The following is a 15,310-nucleotide window of genomic DNA, read 5'->3' as shown; positions in this document are numbered from 1 at the left end:
TTTGTTTGCCCTGTTACGCCGCCAAGAGACTACGATCGGAAAAGGCCTTCGCGGCCTGCAGGCACACCCGATGGCGTGGCATTAAGGGCGCCTCGGGTTGTCCGGACGGGACGCCAAACATGCTGCCCGTTGAACGAATCCAGAGAGAGATGAGGACGGATCCTCGTGGTCAAAGCTACTGACATCACCCTTGGGGCAATTTCCAGGGACCTGAAGAAATCCCCGGCAGGTGCCCTCGTCATCGGAGTTGGCAAGGGTGCCGACGGTCCCGTCCTGCTGGACAATCCGCTCAGTGCCAAGGGAGCTGAATCCGTTGCGGCCTCGCTGGAAATCCTGGGCGTTACAGGCGCACCGGACCAGGCCCATCGACTGCCCGGGCTCCCAGATACCGGTTCGGACATCCTTGTCCTGGCCGGTATTGGCAAGGTTGAAGCCGGGGAGGGACTTGAACCGGAAGCCCTGCGCAGGGCTGCAGGATCGGCCATTCGGCAACTTGCCGGCATTCCTTCCGTCACCGTCGCACTGCCGACGGCGACGCTCGCCGATGTTGCCGCCGTCGCCGAGGGCGCGGTTCTTGGCGCGTACGCGTACACGGAGCACCGCACCAACAAGGACGGGCTCAAGGACCCGGTGAAGAAGGTAACCATCTTCACGCCCCTGGCCGACAGTAAGGAAATCCAGCCGGTCCTTGAGCGTGCGCTGCTGCTTGGCCGGGCCGTCAATACGACGCGGACTCTGGTCAACCAGCCACCGAGCCACCTGTACCCGGATTCGTTCGCCGAAGCCGCGAAGGACCTTGCCAAGGGTCTGCCGGTGAAGGTCACTGTCTGGGATGAGAAGAGGCTCGAAAAGGAAGGGTTCGGGGGGATCCTGGGCGTCGGCAAGGGTTCTATCAGGCAGCCCCGCCTGGTCAAGGTGGAGTACTCCCCTGCCAAGGCGACGAAGAAAATCGCCTTGGTAGGCAAGGGCATCACGTTCGACACCGGCGGCATCTCCATCAAGCCGGCCCTCAACATGGGAGACATGAAGAGCGACATGGCGGGTGCCGCCGTCGTCCTTAATACAGTCCTGGCCCTGGCCGGACTGGGGCTGCCCATTAAGGCGACCGCCTGGTTGTGCATTGCGGAGAACATGCCTTCAGGGGCCGCCCAGCGGCCGGCCGATGTCCTCACCGTCTATGGCGGAAAGACAGTAGAAGTCCTTAACACCGACGCCGAAGGCCGGCTGGTGATGGCAGACGGCCTGGTTGCTGCGAGCCTTGAACACCCCGATGCCATCATTGACGTCGCCACCCTCACCGGCGCCCAGCTGATCGCCCTCGGCAACCGAACCGCAGGGGTTATGGGTTCGGAGCACGTTACCGGCGCCCTCAAAGCCGCTGCGGACCGTGCCGGCGAACTTGTCTGGCCGATGCCGCTGCCCGAGGAACTGCGGCCCAGCCTCGATTCGCAGGTCGCGGACATTGCCAATATCGGTGAACGCCACGGAGGAATGATGACGGCGGCTGTCTTCCTTCGCGAGTTCGTGGGCAGCGACGGGGACGGCAGGCAGATCCCCTGGGCCCACATTGACATTGCGGGCCCGTCCTTTAATAACGGCAGCCCGTACGGCTACACACCCAAGCAGGGCACCGGCTGCACTGTACGCACCTTGGTTGCCTATGCGGAAGACCTGGTTTCCGGCGTCTCCTGAGGTATGTGAACGCCTGCATGTCCACATAACGTGAGTCTGGACACAAGCGCTCCACAAACGCGCATGAAGGGTGGAGCATGGATTGGTGGTTCGCTAAGGTGAACCACGGTAGTCACAAATGCAAGAGAACTTTGGTGCTGGCATAATCACGGCAGAACAAGTTCCAAGACCAGATGACGCGTAGTCCCGTGTCATCGTTCACGCGAGGGAGCGTTTAAGTGGCCGATCAGGCAACTGCGCAAGAATTTGACATCCTGGTACTCGGTGGCGGTAGCGGCGGCTATGCAACTGCTCTCCGTGCCGTCCAGCTGGGCTTTACCGTTGGCCTCGTTGAGAAGGCCAAGCTCGGCGGTACCTGCCTCCACAACGGCTGCATCCCCACCAAGGCACTGCTGCACTCCGCTGAACTGGCAGACCACGCACGGGACTCCGCAAAGTACGGCGTGAATGTCACGCTGGACAGCATCGACATCAATGCCGTCAATGCCTACAAAGACGGAATCGTCGCGGGCAAGTTCAAGGGGCTGCAGGGCCTCATCAAGTCCAAGGGCATCACCGTGATCGAGGGTGAAGGCAAGCTTCAGGGCACCGACACCGTGGTAGTCAACGGCACAGCTTACAAGGGCAAGAACATCGTCCTCGCCACCGGCTCGTACTCCCGCTCCCTCCCCGGGCTGGAAATCGGCGGACGCGTAATCACCTCGGATGAAGCCCTCACCATGGACTACATTCCCAAGAGCGCAATCGTCCTTGGCGGCGGCGTGATCGGAGTCGAATTTGCCTCCGTCTGGAAGTCGTTCGGCGTAGACGTCACCATCGTCGAAGGCCTTCCCTCGCTGGTCCCCAACGAAGACGCCTCGATCATCAAGAACCTTGAGCGCGCCTTCAAGAAGCGCGGCATCAAGTTCAGCACTGGCGTTTTCTTCCAGGGCGTGGAACAGGACGAAAACGGCGTCAAGGTCACCCTGGTGGACGGCCAGACCTTCGAAGCCGAACTCCTGCTCGTCGCCGTCGGACGTGGACCCGTCACGGCCAACCTTGGCTATGAGGAAGCCGGTGTCACGATCGATCGCGGCTTCGTGATCACCAACGAGCGCCTGCACACGGGCGTCGGCAACATCTATGCGGTTGGAGACATCGTCCCGGGTGTTCAGCTGGCCCACCGTGGCTATCAGCAGGGCATCTTCGTGGCCGAAGAAATCGCCGGGCTCAAGCCGGTCATCGTCGAAGACGTCAACATCCCCAAGGTCACGTACTGCGAACCCGAAATCGCCACGGTCGGCTACACCGAAAAGGGCGCCAAGGAAAAGTTCGGCGAGGACCAGGTGGAAACCCAGGAATACAACCTTGCCGGCAACGGCAAGAGCTCCATCCTGGGCACGGGCGGCATCGTGAAGCTTGTCCGCCAGAAGGACGGCCCCGTCGTCGGCGTCCACATGATCGGTTCGCGCATGGGCGAGCAGATCGGCGAAGCACAGCTGATCGTGAACTGGGAAGCGTACCCGGAGGACGTCGCACAGCTGGTGCACGCCCACCCGACGCAGAACGAAGCACTGGGCGAAACCCACCTCGCCCTCGCGGGCAAGCCGCTCCACGGCTAAGTCTAAATACAGGACACCCAGGGCCCGTGTGCCAGGCATAATCTGCCAGGCGCACGGGCCCACCACAGAATTCATCCGCACAAAGATCAATAAGGAGAACGGGGACGACATGTCTGAATCCGTTAACTTGCCCGCGCTCGGTGAGAGTGTCACCGAGGGAACTGTCACCCGCTGGCTCAAGCAGGTAGGTGACCGGGTAGAGGTCGACGAGCCGTTGCTCGAAGTTTCCACCGACAAAGTAGACACTGAAATCCCCTCTCCGATCGCTGGCGTCATCGAGGAAATCCTCGTCGCTGAAGACGAGACAGCCGAAGTTGGTGCACCCCTGGTGCGCATCGGTAACGGCTCCGGTTCCGCCGCAGCCGAGGCTCCCGCCGAAGCTGCTCCTGCCCAGGAAGCACCTGCTGCCCCGGCCGCCGAAGAGGCCCCCGCCGCTGAGGCACCTGCCGCACCTGTGGCAGAAGCTGCACCGTCTGCCGCACCGGCCGGCGAAGGCCACGAGGTCACACTCCCCGCCCTCGGCGAAAGTGTCACTGAAGGCACCATCACCCGTTGGCTGAAGGCCGTGGGCGACACCGTCGAGGTCGACGAGCCGCTGCTCGAGGTTTCCACCGACAAGGTCGACACCGAAATCCCGTCGCCGATTGCCGGCACCCTGCAGGAAATCCGCGTGAACGAGGATGAGACCGCAGAAGTGGGTTCCGTCCTGGCCGTCATCGGTTCCGGCGCCGGGGCAGCCGCTCCTGCCGCACCCGCTCCTGCCGCGCCCGCTGCTGCCGAAGCCCCGGCGGCTCCCGCACCTGCCCCGGCAGAGGCCCCTGCCCCCGCGGCTCCGGCTCCCGCAGCTGCCCCGGCGGCTCCGGCACCGGCCCCCGCTGCTGCTCCGGCCCCCGCAGCTGCTCCTGCGGAATCCGGCTACGTCACTCCCCTGGTTCGCAAGCTCGCCAACCAGCACGGCGTTGACATCACCGCGGTCGCTGGCACCGGCGTCGGCGGTCGTATCCGCAAGCAAGACGTCATTGCCGCAGCGGAGGCGAACAAGGCGGCCGCTCCCGCCCCTGCCGCTGCTCCGGCCCCGGCCGCAAGGGCTGCGGCCCCGGTAGCCGTTTCCTCCCTGCGCGGCACCACCGAAAAGGCGCCGCGGATCCGTCAGGTCATTGCCCGCCGGATGCGTGAGTCGCTGGATATCTCAACCCAGCTGACCCAGGTCCATGAAGTGGACATGACCAAGGTGGCCAAGCTCCGCCTCAAGGCCAAGAACTCGTTCCAGGCCCAGAATGGCGTCAAGCTGACGTTCCTGCCCTTCATCGCCAAGGCTGTCGCCGAGGCCCTCAAGCAGCACCCGAAGCTGAATGCTGCCTATGACGAAGCCAAGCAGGAAATCACCTACCACAACGCCGAGCACCTGGCGATCGCCGTCGACACCGACAAGGGCCTGCTTGTACCGGTCATCTCCGACGCCGGCAGCCTGAACCTGGCCGGCCTGGCCGGCAAGATCGTCGACGTCGCTGACCGTACCCGCAACGGCAAGATCGGCCCCGACGAACTCTCTGGCGGCACGTTCAGCATCACCAACATCGGTTCGGTCGGCGCCCTGTTCGACACGCCGATCATCAACCAGCCGCAGGTGGGTATCCTCGGCACGGGTGCCATCGTGAAGCGCCCGGTAGTGATCCAGGACGAGAACGGCGACGACTCGATCGCCATCCGCTCCATGATGTACCTGTCGCTCACCTACGACCACCGCCTGGTGGACGGTGCCGATGCCGGCCGCTTCCTGCAGACCCTCAAGGCCCGCCTTGAGGAAGGTGCCTTCGAAGCGGACCTGGGTCTCTAACCTTCCCTGCAGCAGCACATCTTCGACGGCGGGTCAGGTTCCGGGAATTCCGGAACCTGACCCGCCGTCGGCGTTCTTCGGCACCTATCGGGGTGTTTGCTACGGAGCGTAGAATCGTCTGGCTAGACTGAGCCCATGGATATCGTCTACAACATCATGGTCTTCCTGCACATCGTTGGCGCCGCAATGATCGTGGGCATCTGGATCGGCAACATGAAGAAGCCAACCGTGCACCCGCGGCAATTCGATGGTGCTGCGCTGCAGGTCCTCACGGGCATCGTGATGATGGGCCTACTTCCGGGCCTCGGCGCAACCAACCCGGACTTTGCCAACCCGAACTACTTCAAACTGGGCATCAAATTTGCCATAGGCCTTGCTGTAGTTGTCCTGGCCTTCATTGGCCGCCGCAAATACAAGAAGGAAGAACCCATCAGCAAGGGCCTGGCACACGGCGTTGGCGGCCTGGCACTCCTGAACGTTGCCATCGCCACCCTCTGGAACTAGCGCCGCCCTCTGGCTCGCGACGCTCCCTCAGGTTCCGTGCGAGGCAGCAAGCCCTCGCCAGATACCAGCAGGCGTCATCGGTCATAATCCACCGAGAGCGGACAAGCAGTGCAAGGCGCCACTGGAATCCATAGGATTGAATCCGGCGGCAGCCGGCATCCGCCGCCTGCCGATTCATAGAAACGCTGAGGAGTGGAAATGGCAGCAACGCGCACCGCACACACCGTTTGGAACGGCGACCTGATGGAAGGTTCCGGAGTCACCACGCTGGATTCTTCCGGCCTTGGAACCTTCGACGTTACCTGGAAGGCCCGCACCGAGGCGGCCGAAGGCAAGACCAGCCCGGAAGAGCTAATCGCTGCAGCACACTCTGCGTGCTTCTCCATGGCGTTCAGCAACATGCTTGCCCAGGCCGGCCACACCCCTGATGAGGTGCACACCAAGGCCGACGTGACGTTCAAGCCCGGCACCGGCATCACCGGAAGCCACCTCACCATGAGCGCGAAGATCCCCGGCATCTCGGAGGACGAATTCCAGAAGATCGCCGCCGAGGCGAAAGTAGGCTGCCCCGTTTCCGGCGCCCTGGCCAGCATCGAGATCACCCTCGACGCCACGCTCGCGGCTTCCTGACAAGCCGGAGTACTAAAGAAACACTGAGGCCCTGCCGACGCTCCTTGAAGAGCATCGGCAGGGCCTCATTTGTCTGCGAAGGCCTGCCGGCCCTAAACGCCGGGCCGGACGCTTAGCCCTGCGGGCGGGCCGGCAAGGGCTCAGGGCGCAGCTTCCTGTAGCCTTCCCGAAGCGGCGGGCGATCCGTTGGCAATTCCTGCACCATCTCCTTCAGCGCGCCGATGCCATATTCAAGCTGAGGATCGCTTCCCGCAGCGTAGGCATGCGGCGGGAAGTCGACACGGATGTCGGGCTCCACGCCATAATTCTCGACGTTCCAGCCGATGCCTCCCCCGAACCATGTGGCGTAGCGGGGCTGGGTTACACCAGTACCGTCGGCAAGGGCGAAACGATTGTCGATACCGACCACGCCGCCCCACGTCCGTGTTCCGATGACAGGACCGATGCCACGGAGTTTGGACACCTGGGTGATGATGTCGCCGTCGGAACCCGCGAATTCGTCAGCGAGGATGATGACGGGCCCGCGGGGTGCGTGATGCGGGTAGGTACGTGGCTTCTCGCCGCGCGGCATGCTCCAGCCGGTTACCTTGCGGCCGATCAGTTCCGCCACCAGCTGGGACGTATGTCCGCCCCGGTTCCGCCGTACGTCAACGATCAATCCGTCCAGCGAGGTCTCCGTATCAAGGTCGCGGTGAAGCTGGGCCCAGCCGTTGGCCATCATGTCCGGGATGTGCAGATAACCGAACTTTCCGCCCGACGCCTCGCGGACGGTCCTGCGGTTCGCGTGTACCCAGTCCTGGTAGCGGAGTCGCTCTTCGTCCTTCAGGGGGACCACGGCGATACGGCGCTGCCGGCCCGCGTTCCCGCCATGGGCAGCGCCGTTGAGCAGTGTGAGCTCCACAGTGCGCCCGGCAGCGCCAACCAACAGCATCGCGGGCGTACGTTCGGCAGAGAGCTCGACGCCGTCAATCGCCAGCAGCACGTCTCCCGCCTTCGCGTCGGCTCCCGGCCTGGTCAGCGGGGACGTGGCCAGCGGGTCAGAGGATTCACTGGCAAGGATTCGGGTGATTTCCCATCCGGCATCCGTCAAGCGGAGATCGGCGCCGAGCCTGCCCTGGCCGTTGCTTCCCGGTTCGGAAACAGCTGCCGGACGAACATAAGCATGTGATGTGCCCAGTTCTCCATGCAGTTCCCACAGAAGGTCCACAAGATCGTCATGCGAGCCTAGCCGTTCGACGATTGGGCGATAACGCTTGTACACGTCTTCCCAGTCCTGGCCCGCCATGTCCTCTGTCCAGAAGAAATCGCGCTGGAGCCGCCAGGCCTCATCGAAGGCCTGGCCCCAAACTGCCAGCGGGTCCAAAGTGACCCTGATCCGGTTGAGGTCCACCTTGGCTGAGTCTCCGCCGTCCTCGTCAACCTTGGCATCCGAGGGGACCACCGTGAGCTGTTTCTCCAGGACGTAGGCGACCTTTTTGCCGTCCCCGGACACACGGTAGCGCTCCACGGCACCGACCAGGGTTGACCGCTTCCGTTTGGCCAGGTCGTAACGGACCAGGGCCGGAGACGCAGCCTTGTCCTGAAGGGAGCCCTTGCCGTCACCGGTGACGCCGGACAGCGGGGCATCGAGCCAGAGGAGCGCACCGTCCACGGCCGCGAGGGCGGAGTAATTGCCTTGAGGGACGGGAACGCTGATCACACGGTGAGCGACGCCTTCGGCATCGATCCGTACTTTCGGCACTGCCGTCGTCGGAGTGGTCGTCGCGTCGCTGCCCCCGGATTCCACGGCGGCTTCTGCCTCGGTATTAGCCGAAGCCAGGTGCGGGAGGCCGGCGGGAACGACGGTATCAACCGGGACATCCTGGAAGGACACTGACGGGCCGAAAGGCGAAGGGGTGTCTGCCGCGAGCCCTATGAGGTAGGGCTTGATTGGGCTAGGGAAGGACAGGTCGAAGGAATGTCCGTCGTACACGGGGTCGAAGCTGCGGTTGGACAGGAATGCAATGTATTTGCCGTCAGGAGTGAAAACGGCGGATTCGTCGCGGAAGCGTCCGTCAGTGAGGTCGATGATGCCTTCGGCAGCAGAGGCCGGACGGGCCGTCCGGAGTTTGCTGCGAGAGCCAAAGGAAGTAACCGGTTCAGACCAAACGACCCATTCCGAGTCAGGTGACCAGGACAGGTCGCTGATGGTTCCTTCGCCCACGCTCGTCAGGAGCCGCAGTTCGCCCGAGTCCACCTCGGCTACGTAGACCTCGCCGAAGGAGGTCCCCACAGCCAGCCACCGCCCGTCAGGGCTGGCCTCCAGGGCGCTGGCACGGGTCGGCTTGGGGAAGTCCAGCCTTTTCGGGCCGGCTGCGCCGTTTGCCCCCACCGTTTTCGACGTCGCTGTCTTCGACGTCGCTGTGTTCGACGGCACTGCATTCGACGTCGCTGAACCCGGCTCCGCTGCCGCCACGTCCGACGTCGTTATCCCTGAAACCAGACCTGCAGACGGGATTCGTGCGGGCGGGGCGGAAAGGGTTCCAGTCACACGTGAGGCGGCAACGGGCAGCGGTAGGGCGCCCTCGCTGCCGGATTCTGGTTGCTGGACTGCCCGTCTGGTTACCGAAAACCGGTCCGCAAGGCGGGGCGCAACGTCCTTGACGTAGATCGCCTCTGTTGCGCCGTGATCGGCGATGTAGGCAATGCGTCCTTCGCCCAACGGGCGAGGCAGTCGTGCCCTTACCCCCGACGTTGCTTCGATGACCCGGGAGGGCCCGTCCTTGTGCCGCAGCCAATGAACAGTGCCATGGGTCTCCACAGCGCTGGCCCCACCGGTGGCGTCAGGAACGATGTCGCCTAGGTACCCGGCCACTTTCAAGGAAGCAGGACGTCGGGCTTCGGAGGCGGAACCGAGCGTGATGGCGACGTTGACCGGGTCGCCCTCGAGCGTCGGCAGGAACCACAGCTCCCCCGCCGACTCGAAGATTACGCGGCGGCCGTCCGTGCTGGCGTGCCGGACATAGAAGTCCTCGTGATCCGTGTGCCTGCGCAGGTCGCTCCCGTCCGGCAATACGGAGTACAGGTTGCCGTAGCCTTCGTGATCTGACAGGAAAGCAATCCTGCCCTCCACCCACATGGGATCGGCTAAGTTACCGTTCAGTTCAGGCAGCAGGCGCTCAAACTCGCCGTTCCCGTCGGAATCCAGCCACAGCTTCCCTGCAGTCCCGCCCCGGTATCGCTTCCACCAGGCAGGTTCCCGGGACAACACGCTACCGACGACGACCGGGCGCTCGTCGCCCACTTCAGGGCCGAAGGCTACAGATTCCACCGGGCCGAAAGGCAGCTCTGCCGCCCAGCCACCCTCGATCGGCAGGCTGTAAGCATAGGTGTGGCGGCCTTCGGCCTGCTGGAAGGCGCTGGTGACGAGGACGTCGCCATTGCTCGTAAAGCCTTTAACGCGGGTTGTGCTGTGACCGAAGTAGCTCAACTGACGGAAACCGCCGCCGTCGACATTGGCCGTGACGACTTCCGGCGCAGTTCCCTGGATCACGGTCCACACGAGCCTCTTGCCGTCGGGGGTGAAGCGCGGGTTCCGGGCTGGCAACTGCGTAGAGGAAACCCGCCATGCGCGTCCGCCATTCAGAGGCGCGATCCAGACATCGTCTTCGGCAACGAATGTGACCAGGTCACCGTGCAGATGGGGGTAACGGAGGTAACGCGAAGAAGTCATTGTTCGATCATAGTCAAGAGTTGGCGGGCAACCGGCAGGTTTCATCGGCGGGCCGAACCCTATTGCAGGGGGTATTCGAATCCTTGCTTGTGGCGTCCTGGCCAGAGGCGAGAACCTCGGAAATCTTCCAGCTGCCTTCGCTCCTCAACAGCACAAGTTGGACCGTCCGGGCCGGGCCGGCCGACCGGTCCGCAACAACGGTGCCGCGGGCATCACGTTCGCGGTAGGCAGAAGTGGCAGCTTCAACCTCCACCACGGCACGTCCGTCTGTGCTCGCGGACACCAGCACCGCCTTTTCCAGGGTGGTGGTGAATCCCTCCAGGACGATGCCGGCCGCGCGGAGTTCCTCGAGTGTTTCCTTATCTGACAAGGCTGCCGGAGACGAAGGAACGTTCACCCGCTCAAGAAGGGCCTGGTCCGTCGCGCCAATCGCCATCGAACGAAGTTCCGCTAGACCGTGGGCAGCAAGCAGCGGATCCTCCACACGCACCTGCTCGAGAAGATGTTCCGGCAGCCTCGCACCGACTTGAGAGGGGACGACCCCTTCGGGGACCTCGGCCGACTGCGGCCCTGCGGCCTGTGCCCGCGTCGATGTTTCCTGCGGCAGGTCGAGAGGCAGCCAGCCTGCCGCCGACGCCGTCCCGGCCGCCAGCAGGGCGGCGACGGCGCAGATGGTCACCGGACCGAGGCCGTAACGGGGGGCGTGAATGGTACGGCTCCCGCCCGGAGCCAATGTCCGGCGACCAGGACTCTCGAGCGGGAATCCGAGCGTCGCCTGCGGGTTCCGCTTCTTCCCGGGATACCGGATCCAGCTGGCCCAACCGTGCCTGTGTCCCGCCCTGGCTTCGCGCCGGGTCAGCAGGGCCGGCACCACGGAGGCGTGCACCGACGTCGACAGGTCCAGCGGTTCTGCCGCGGCGCTGCGGAAAACCGCTGTTGCAAATTCAGTTGCTGTAGGCCGCTGGAGCGGGTCGGGGTTGAGCCCGGCCTCCAGCCCAGCGGCGAGGTTAGCCGGCACGTCCGGCACGAGAAGGGACAAGGGAGGGCGGCTGGAGGTACTGCCCGGCGCGGCGCCGGTAAGGCAGAACCAGCCCAGGGCCGCCAGGGCGAAGACGTCCCGCTCCGGACGGAGCACGTCCGCGGCTGCGACGGCGTCGGGTCCAACAAAAACCTCTGGTGCAACAAAACCGGGTGTCCCGCCGTCGGTGACGGCATTGTGATCTCCGGCCATGCGTGCCAGGCCAAGGTCGGTAAGGAGCGGTTTTCCGTGTTCCGTGAAAAGCAAATTCCCCGGCGAAACGTCGCCATGTACGAGGCCGTTGTGATGGAGGTAGGCCAGGCACTGTGCGATGGGGGTCAGGACAGTCACGGTTTCGCCAACACCGAGCCGGCCCCGGCTGGCAACCACTTCCCCCACTGACCCGCCGGGAGCATAGTCCATAACGAGGCCGATGTGCTGTTCATCCGGTCCAAAGGCCAGGACGTCGTGGATCCGGACCAGGTGCTGGTGGGCCATCGCCGAAAGGATTCTTACCTCGCGCCGTACCCGGTCCTCAGAGGTCGCCGGGTCCACGTCTGCTTCGCCTGGCTTGGCTGTCTCCAGGCATTTGATGGCGTACAAGCCGCCGTCAATGTCCCGGTTCGCAAGCCAGACGACGGCACTGGCTCCGCGGCCAAGCTCCCGGATGGTAGTAAATCCAGGTATGGCGGGCCGGACGTGGGAATCCAAGTTCTCCATGTCCCAGTGATACCGGATCCAGCCGATCCTTGCAGAAGTTATCCACAGGGCCCTGTTCCTCAGAACTCCCGACCGAACGTGACTGAGAGGTTGAACACAAAAGCCGGTGCCTACGCCTGCGGGGTCTAAGCTTGACCCCATGACTCTTGAGTTTTCCAAGCTGGGTCTTGCCCCGGATTTCGTCGATTACGTGCACGGCTGGGACGTCCAGCGCGAACTCCACGACAAAGTCGTCACCGGCGAGGCACCCAGCACCGTATTGCTTCTGGAACATGCCGCCGTCTACACCGCCGGCAAGCTCACCGAAGACCATGAGAGGCCCTTCGACGGCACTCCGGTGGTCCCCGTTGACCGCGGCGGGAAGCTGACATGGCACGGCCCGGGGCAGCTGATCGCCTATCCCATCCTGAAGTTGAAGAACCGCTCCGGCATTCGCGACTATGTGGAGCGGCTCGAGGCGGTCATGATCGCGGTCATGGAGGATTACGGCATCAAGGCCGAACGCGTCAAGGGGAGGGCCGGCGTCTGGATCAAAGCCGACTCCAAGGGCCCGGACCGCAAGATCGGTGCTATCGGCATCCGTGTCCTGGACGGCGTGACCATGCACGGCATCGCCGTCAACTGCAGCAATGACCTCTCCCCCTACGCGCAGATTATTGCGTGCGGGATCACGGATGCGAGCGTAACCACCATGTCCTTGGAAACCGGCCGGGAGATTCACCCCGCCGACATCGTGGACAGGATCGTGGAAGAATTCCGGAAGCACGAAGAAGCACTCGTTTCGAGCACCGAAGGAGCTCTACTGTGACCCTGGCACCAGAAGGCCGGAAGCTGCTGCGCATTGAACAGCGCAACGCTGCCACCCCCGTGGAGCGCAAGCCGGACTGGATCAAGGCCAAAGTCCAGATGGGCCCGGAGTTCGTCGGCCTGAAGAACCTGGTCAAGAAGGAAGGCCTTCACACCGTTTGTGAAGAGGCCGGCTGCCCCAACATTTTCGAGTGCTGGGAAGACAAGGAAGCAACTTTCCTCATCGGCGGCTCGGAATGCACCCGCCGCTGCGACTTCTGCCAGATCGACACCGGCAAGCCCTCCCCGGTGGACATGTTCGAACCCACGAAGGTTGCCCGGTCTGTGCAGGCCATGCAGTTGCGCTACGCAACCGTCACGGGCGTGGCCCGCGACGACCTCGAAGACGAAGGCGTCTGGCTCTATGCCGAAACCGTGCGCAAGATCCACGAACTCAACCCGGGGACCGGCGTCGAGCTCCTGATCCCGGACTTCTCCGGCAAGCCCGAGCACATCCAGGCGATTTGCGACTCCAAGCCCGAGGTCTTCGCCCACAATGTTGAGACGGTGCCCAGGATCTTCAAGCGGATCCGCCCCGCGTTCCGCTACGATCGCTCGCTTGACGTGATCACGCAGGGCCGCGACCTTGGTATGGTCACCAAGTCCAACCTCATTCTTGGCATGGGCGAGACCCGTGAGGAAGTCTCCGGCGCCCTGCGTGACCTGCACGAAGCGGGCTGCGACCTGATCACTATCACCCAGTACCTGCGCCCAAGCGAACGCCACCTCCCGGTAGACCGCTGGGTCAAGCCGCAGGAATTCGTCGAGCTTCAGGAGGAAGCCGAGGAGATCGGATTCCTGGGCGTCATGTCCGGACCGCTGGTTCGCTCCTCCTACCGGGCCGGACGCCTCTGGGCCACTGCCATGCGCAAGAAGGGCTGGGAAATTCCCGCCGAACTCGCCCACATCGAAAGTTCGGGCAGCACCCGCCAGGAGGCCAGTTCAGTGCTCGCCGCGCAGGGCAGCCGGAGCGCCTAGCACCTCTCAGACAGCCGAACGCCTGGCAGTTTCGGCGTCGGGCCGTCAGGCTTTATCACGTAGAATTAAGGCACTATGGCGAAATCCCCTGATCCCAGCAACCCGACCCCTGCGGCTGCCGACGCCCCCAAGCGTGGACTCTTCTCACGGAAGCCCAAGGAAGCCAAAGCAAAGAAGCCGAGCAGGCTGAAGCAGATCGGCGAGGTCTTCCAGATGACCCGTCGCCACGATCCCACGGTGCCGTGGCTGATGCTGCTGGCGTTCCTTGGAATTGTGGCCGTAAGCTTCCTCGTTGGATTCCTGCTGCAGAACCCGATCACGGGGCTCATCATCGGCATCCCCCTGGGCCTGCTTGCGGCGACGTTTATCCTGTCCCGTCGGGCCGAACGGGCTGCCTTCGCCCAAATCGAGAACCAGCCTGGCGCTTCCGGCGCTGCCCTTGGAACCCTGCGGAGGGGCTGGATCACTGAGGACCAGCCTGTTGCCGTAAATCCGCGGACCCAGGACGCTGTGTTCCGTGCCATTGGCCGGCCTGGCGTTGTCCTGGTCTCCGAGGGACCGTCCCATCGCGTCAAGCCCCTCATCGATGGTGAGCGCAAGCGCTTGGCCCGAATCCTGCCGAACGTGACCATCCATGTCATCGAAACCGGTCGTGGCGAAGGACAGGTGCCCATCAGCCAGGTGGCCAAGACCATGGGCAAGCTCAAGTCCGAACTCACCAAGGTTGAAGTCAGCGCCGTCAGCAAGCGCATCTCCTCCTTGGGAACCAGGCTTCCCATTCCTAAGGGCATCGACCCCTACAAGGCAAGGCCAGACCGCAAGGCCGCCCGGGGCCGCTAGCCAAGATACGTCCAGAAGCGTCCCGGAGGCAAACACGCCGACGGGGCGCTTCTCTTTTACCCCCTACACGACAGGAACCCCAGGATGAAGCTTCCCCCTGCCCCCGCGACGCTCAGGATCTTCCGAATACTCGCTGTTGCTGAAGCCATCAGCTGGGCAGCCCTGATCGTGGGCATGTTCTTCAAGTGGGTCGTGCAGTCGAGCGAGCTCGGGGTGCAGATTGCCGGCCCGATCCACGGCGCGCTGTTCATTGGCTATGGTGTGACGGCCTTGGCGCTGTGGCGGATCCAGCGGTGGCCCTTCCGGGTGGCCCTTGCCGCAGGGTTTTCCGCTGTCCTGCCCTTTGCCACGATCGCCTTCGAACGCTGGGCCGGTGCGCGCGGCTGGCTGACGCCGGCCGTTCATGGCGCAGAGCAGGAAAAGATAAGCGTCTAGTGAATGGCCGCAGCAGGCGTCGAGCGTGTCGAGCGTTACAGCCCAGGCGAAAGGCTACATGCGGATAAGCATTGTGTTCATTGCCTTGTCGTGGAGGCCGCGCTGGTCAGGATCGAAGATGACTGCGGGGATAACGAGGCAGAGCAGGATGGTCCGGACGACGGCGGCCATGGGGCCAGCCGGTCGGCCGCCAAGCCGGACAACATGGATACCGGCAATGCGGTGACCGATGCTGTAACCGAGGGTCGCGATCAGCAGGATTTGTTCGACAGCGAAGATCGACAGGGTGGCCCACTGGTTCCCGCCAAAGGCGAAATTGCTGATCAGCAGCGCAATGGTCCAGTCGATGACGATCGCCAGGATACGTCGTCCTGCACGGGCAATGGAGCCGGGACCTGATTCAGGAAGCCCCAGCCGTTCGCCGGGATACTTCGAGATGCCGGACGTGTCCGGCCCGCTGAGCCAGGACCCTATGTCTTTGCGATCAACCACCCTTA

At 63.7% G+C, this 15,310-nt stretch carries 12 protein-coding genes; 9 read left to right on the top strand and 3 right to left on the bottom strand.

Features of this window, described 5'->3' with window-relative positions; genetic code table 11:
• Window positions 1–165: 165 nt before the first annotated feature.
• The 5 genes from J7E82_RS00810 (at window position 166) to J7E82_RS00790 (ending at window position 6,264) form a co-directional block, all read left to right on the top strand.
• Window positions 166–1,692 (top strand): leucyl aminopeptidase, encoded by a 1,527-nt coding sequence (locus tag J7E82_RS00810; protein ID WP_214859416.1) that lies wholly within the window; start codon window positions 166–168, stop codon window positions 1,690–1,692.
• A 218-nt stretch (window positions 1,693–1,910) separates the two neighbouring features.
• The gene (gene lpdA, locus J7E82_RS00805; RefSeq protein WP_214859410.1) at window positions 1,911–3,293 is read left to right on the top strand and encodes a dihydrolipoyl dehydrogenase; all 1,383 of its coding nucleotides are present in this window, start codon (window positions 1,911–1,913) and stop codon (window positions 3,291–3,293) included.
• A gap of 109 nt (window positions 3,294–3,402) precedes the next feature.
• Window positions 3,403–5,130: a 2-oxoglutarate dehydrogenase, E2 component, dihydrolipoamide succinyltransferase gene (gene sucB / locus J7E82_RS00800; RefSeq protein WP_214859408.1), complete on the top strand. Its 1,728-nt coding sequence runs from the start codon at window positions 3,403–3,405 to the stop codon at window positions 5,128–5,130.
• Window positions 5,131–5,265: 135 nt separating this feature from the next.
• Complete coding sequence (locus J7E82_RS00795) at window positions 5,266–5,634, top strand: hypothetical protein (RefSeq protein WP_214859407.1); 369 nt, start codon at window positions 5,266–5,268, stop codon at window positions 5,632–5,634.
• A 198-nt stretch (window positions 5,635–5,832) separates the two neighbouring features.
• Complete coding sequence (locus J7E82_RS00790) at window positions 5,833–6,264, top strand: OsmC family protein (RefSeq protein ID WP_214859406.1); 432 nt, start codon at window positions 5,833–5,835, stop codon at window positions 6,262–6,264.
• Window positions 6,265–6,376: 112 nt separating this feature from the next.
• Here J7E82_RS00790 and J7E82_RS00785 read toward each other — a convergent pair whose 3' ends face one another.
• Together J7E82_RS00785 and J7E82_RS00780 are read right to left on the bottom strand one after the other, a co-directional pair.
• The gene (locus tag J7E82_RS00785; RefSeq protein WP_214859405.1) at window positions 6,377–9,976 is read right to left on the bottom strand and encodes a S41 family peptidase; all 3,600 of its coding nucleotides are present in this window, start codon (window positions 9,974–9,976) and stop codon (window positions 6,377–6,379) included.
• Between the two features lie 13 nt (window positions 9,977–9,989).
• Window positions 9,990–11,714, bottom strand: a complete 1,725-nt coding sequence (locus J7E82_RS00780) for a serine/threonine-protein kinase (RefSeq protein ID WP_214859404.1) — start codon at window positions 11,712–11,714, stop codon at window positions 9,990–9,992.
• Between the two features lie 139 nt (window positions 11,715–11,853).
• Between J7E82_RS00780 and lipB the strand changes: the two genes are divergently transcribed.
• The 4 genes from lipB to J7E82_RS00760 all read left to right on the top strand — a co-directional run bounded on the left by lipB (window position 11,854) and on the right by J7E82_RS00760 (window position 14,813).
• Window positions 11,854–12,522 (top strand): lipoyl(octanoyl) transferase LipB, encoded by a 669-nt coding sequence (gene lipB, locus J7E82_RS00775; RefSeq protein ID WP_214859403.1) that lies wholly within the window; start codon window positions 11,854–11,856, stop codon window positions 12,520–12,522.
• Window positions 12,519–13,538: a lipoyl synthase gene (lipA, locus tag J7E82_RS00770; RefSeq protein WP_214859401.1), complete on the top strand. Its 1,020-nt coding sequence runs from the start codon at window positions 12,519–12,521 to the stop codon at window positions 13,536–13,538. Before lipB ends, lipA begins: the two co-directional genes overlap by 4 nt.
• A gap of 75 nt (window positions 13,539–13,613) precedes the next feature.
• Complete coding sequence (locus J7E82_RS00765) at window positions 13,614–14,378, top strand: DUF4191 domain-containing protein (protein WP_214859399.1); 765 nt, start codon at window positions 13,614–13,616, stop codon at window positions 14,376–14,378.
• Window positions 14,379–14,462: 84 nt separating this feature from the next.
• Window positions 14,463–14,813, top strand: a complete 351-nt coding sequence (locus tag J7E82_RS00760; protein ID WP_214859398.1) for a DUF3817 domain-containing protein — start codon at window positions 14,463–14,465, stop codon at window positions 14,811–14,813.
• Window positions 14,814–14,867: 54 nt separating this feature from the next.
• Here J7E82_RS00760 and J7E82_RS00755 read toward each other — a convergent pair whose 3' ends face one another.
• Window positions 14,868–15,305 (bottom strand): RDD family protein, encoded by a 438-nt coding sequence (locus tag J7E82_RS00755; protein ID WP_214859396.1) that lies wholly within the window; start codon window positions 15,303–15,305, stop codon window positions 14,868–14,870.
• Window positions 15,306–15,310: the final 5 nt, after the last annotated feature.

Origin of the sequence: Arthrobacter sp. ISL-30 (assembly GCF_018613855.1) — a bacterium.
GTDB lineage: Bacteria > Actinomycetota > Actinomycetes > Actinomycetales > Micrococcaceae > Arthrobacter.
The sequence above is the reverse complement of the archived record's forward strand: the minus strand, read 5'-3'. Positions and strand labels throughout refer to the sequence as shown.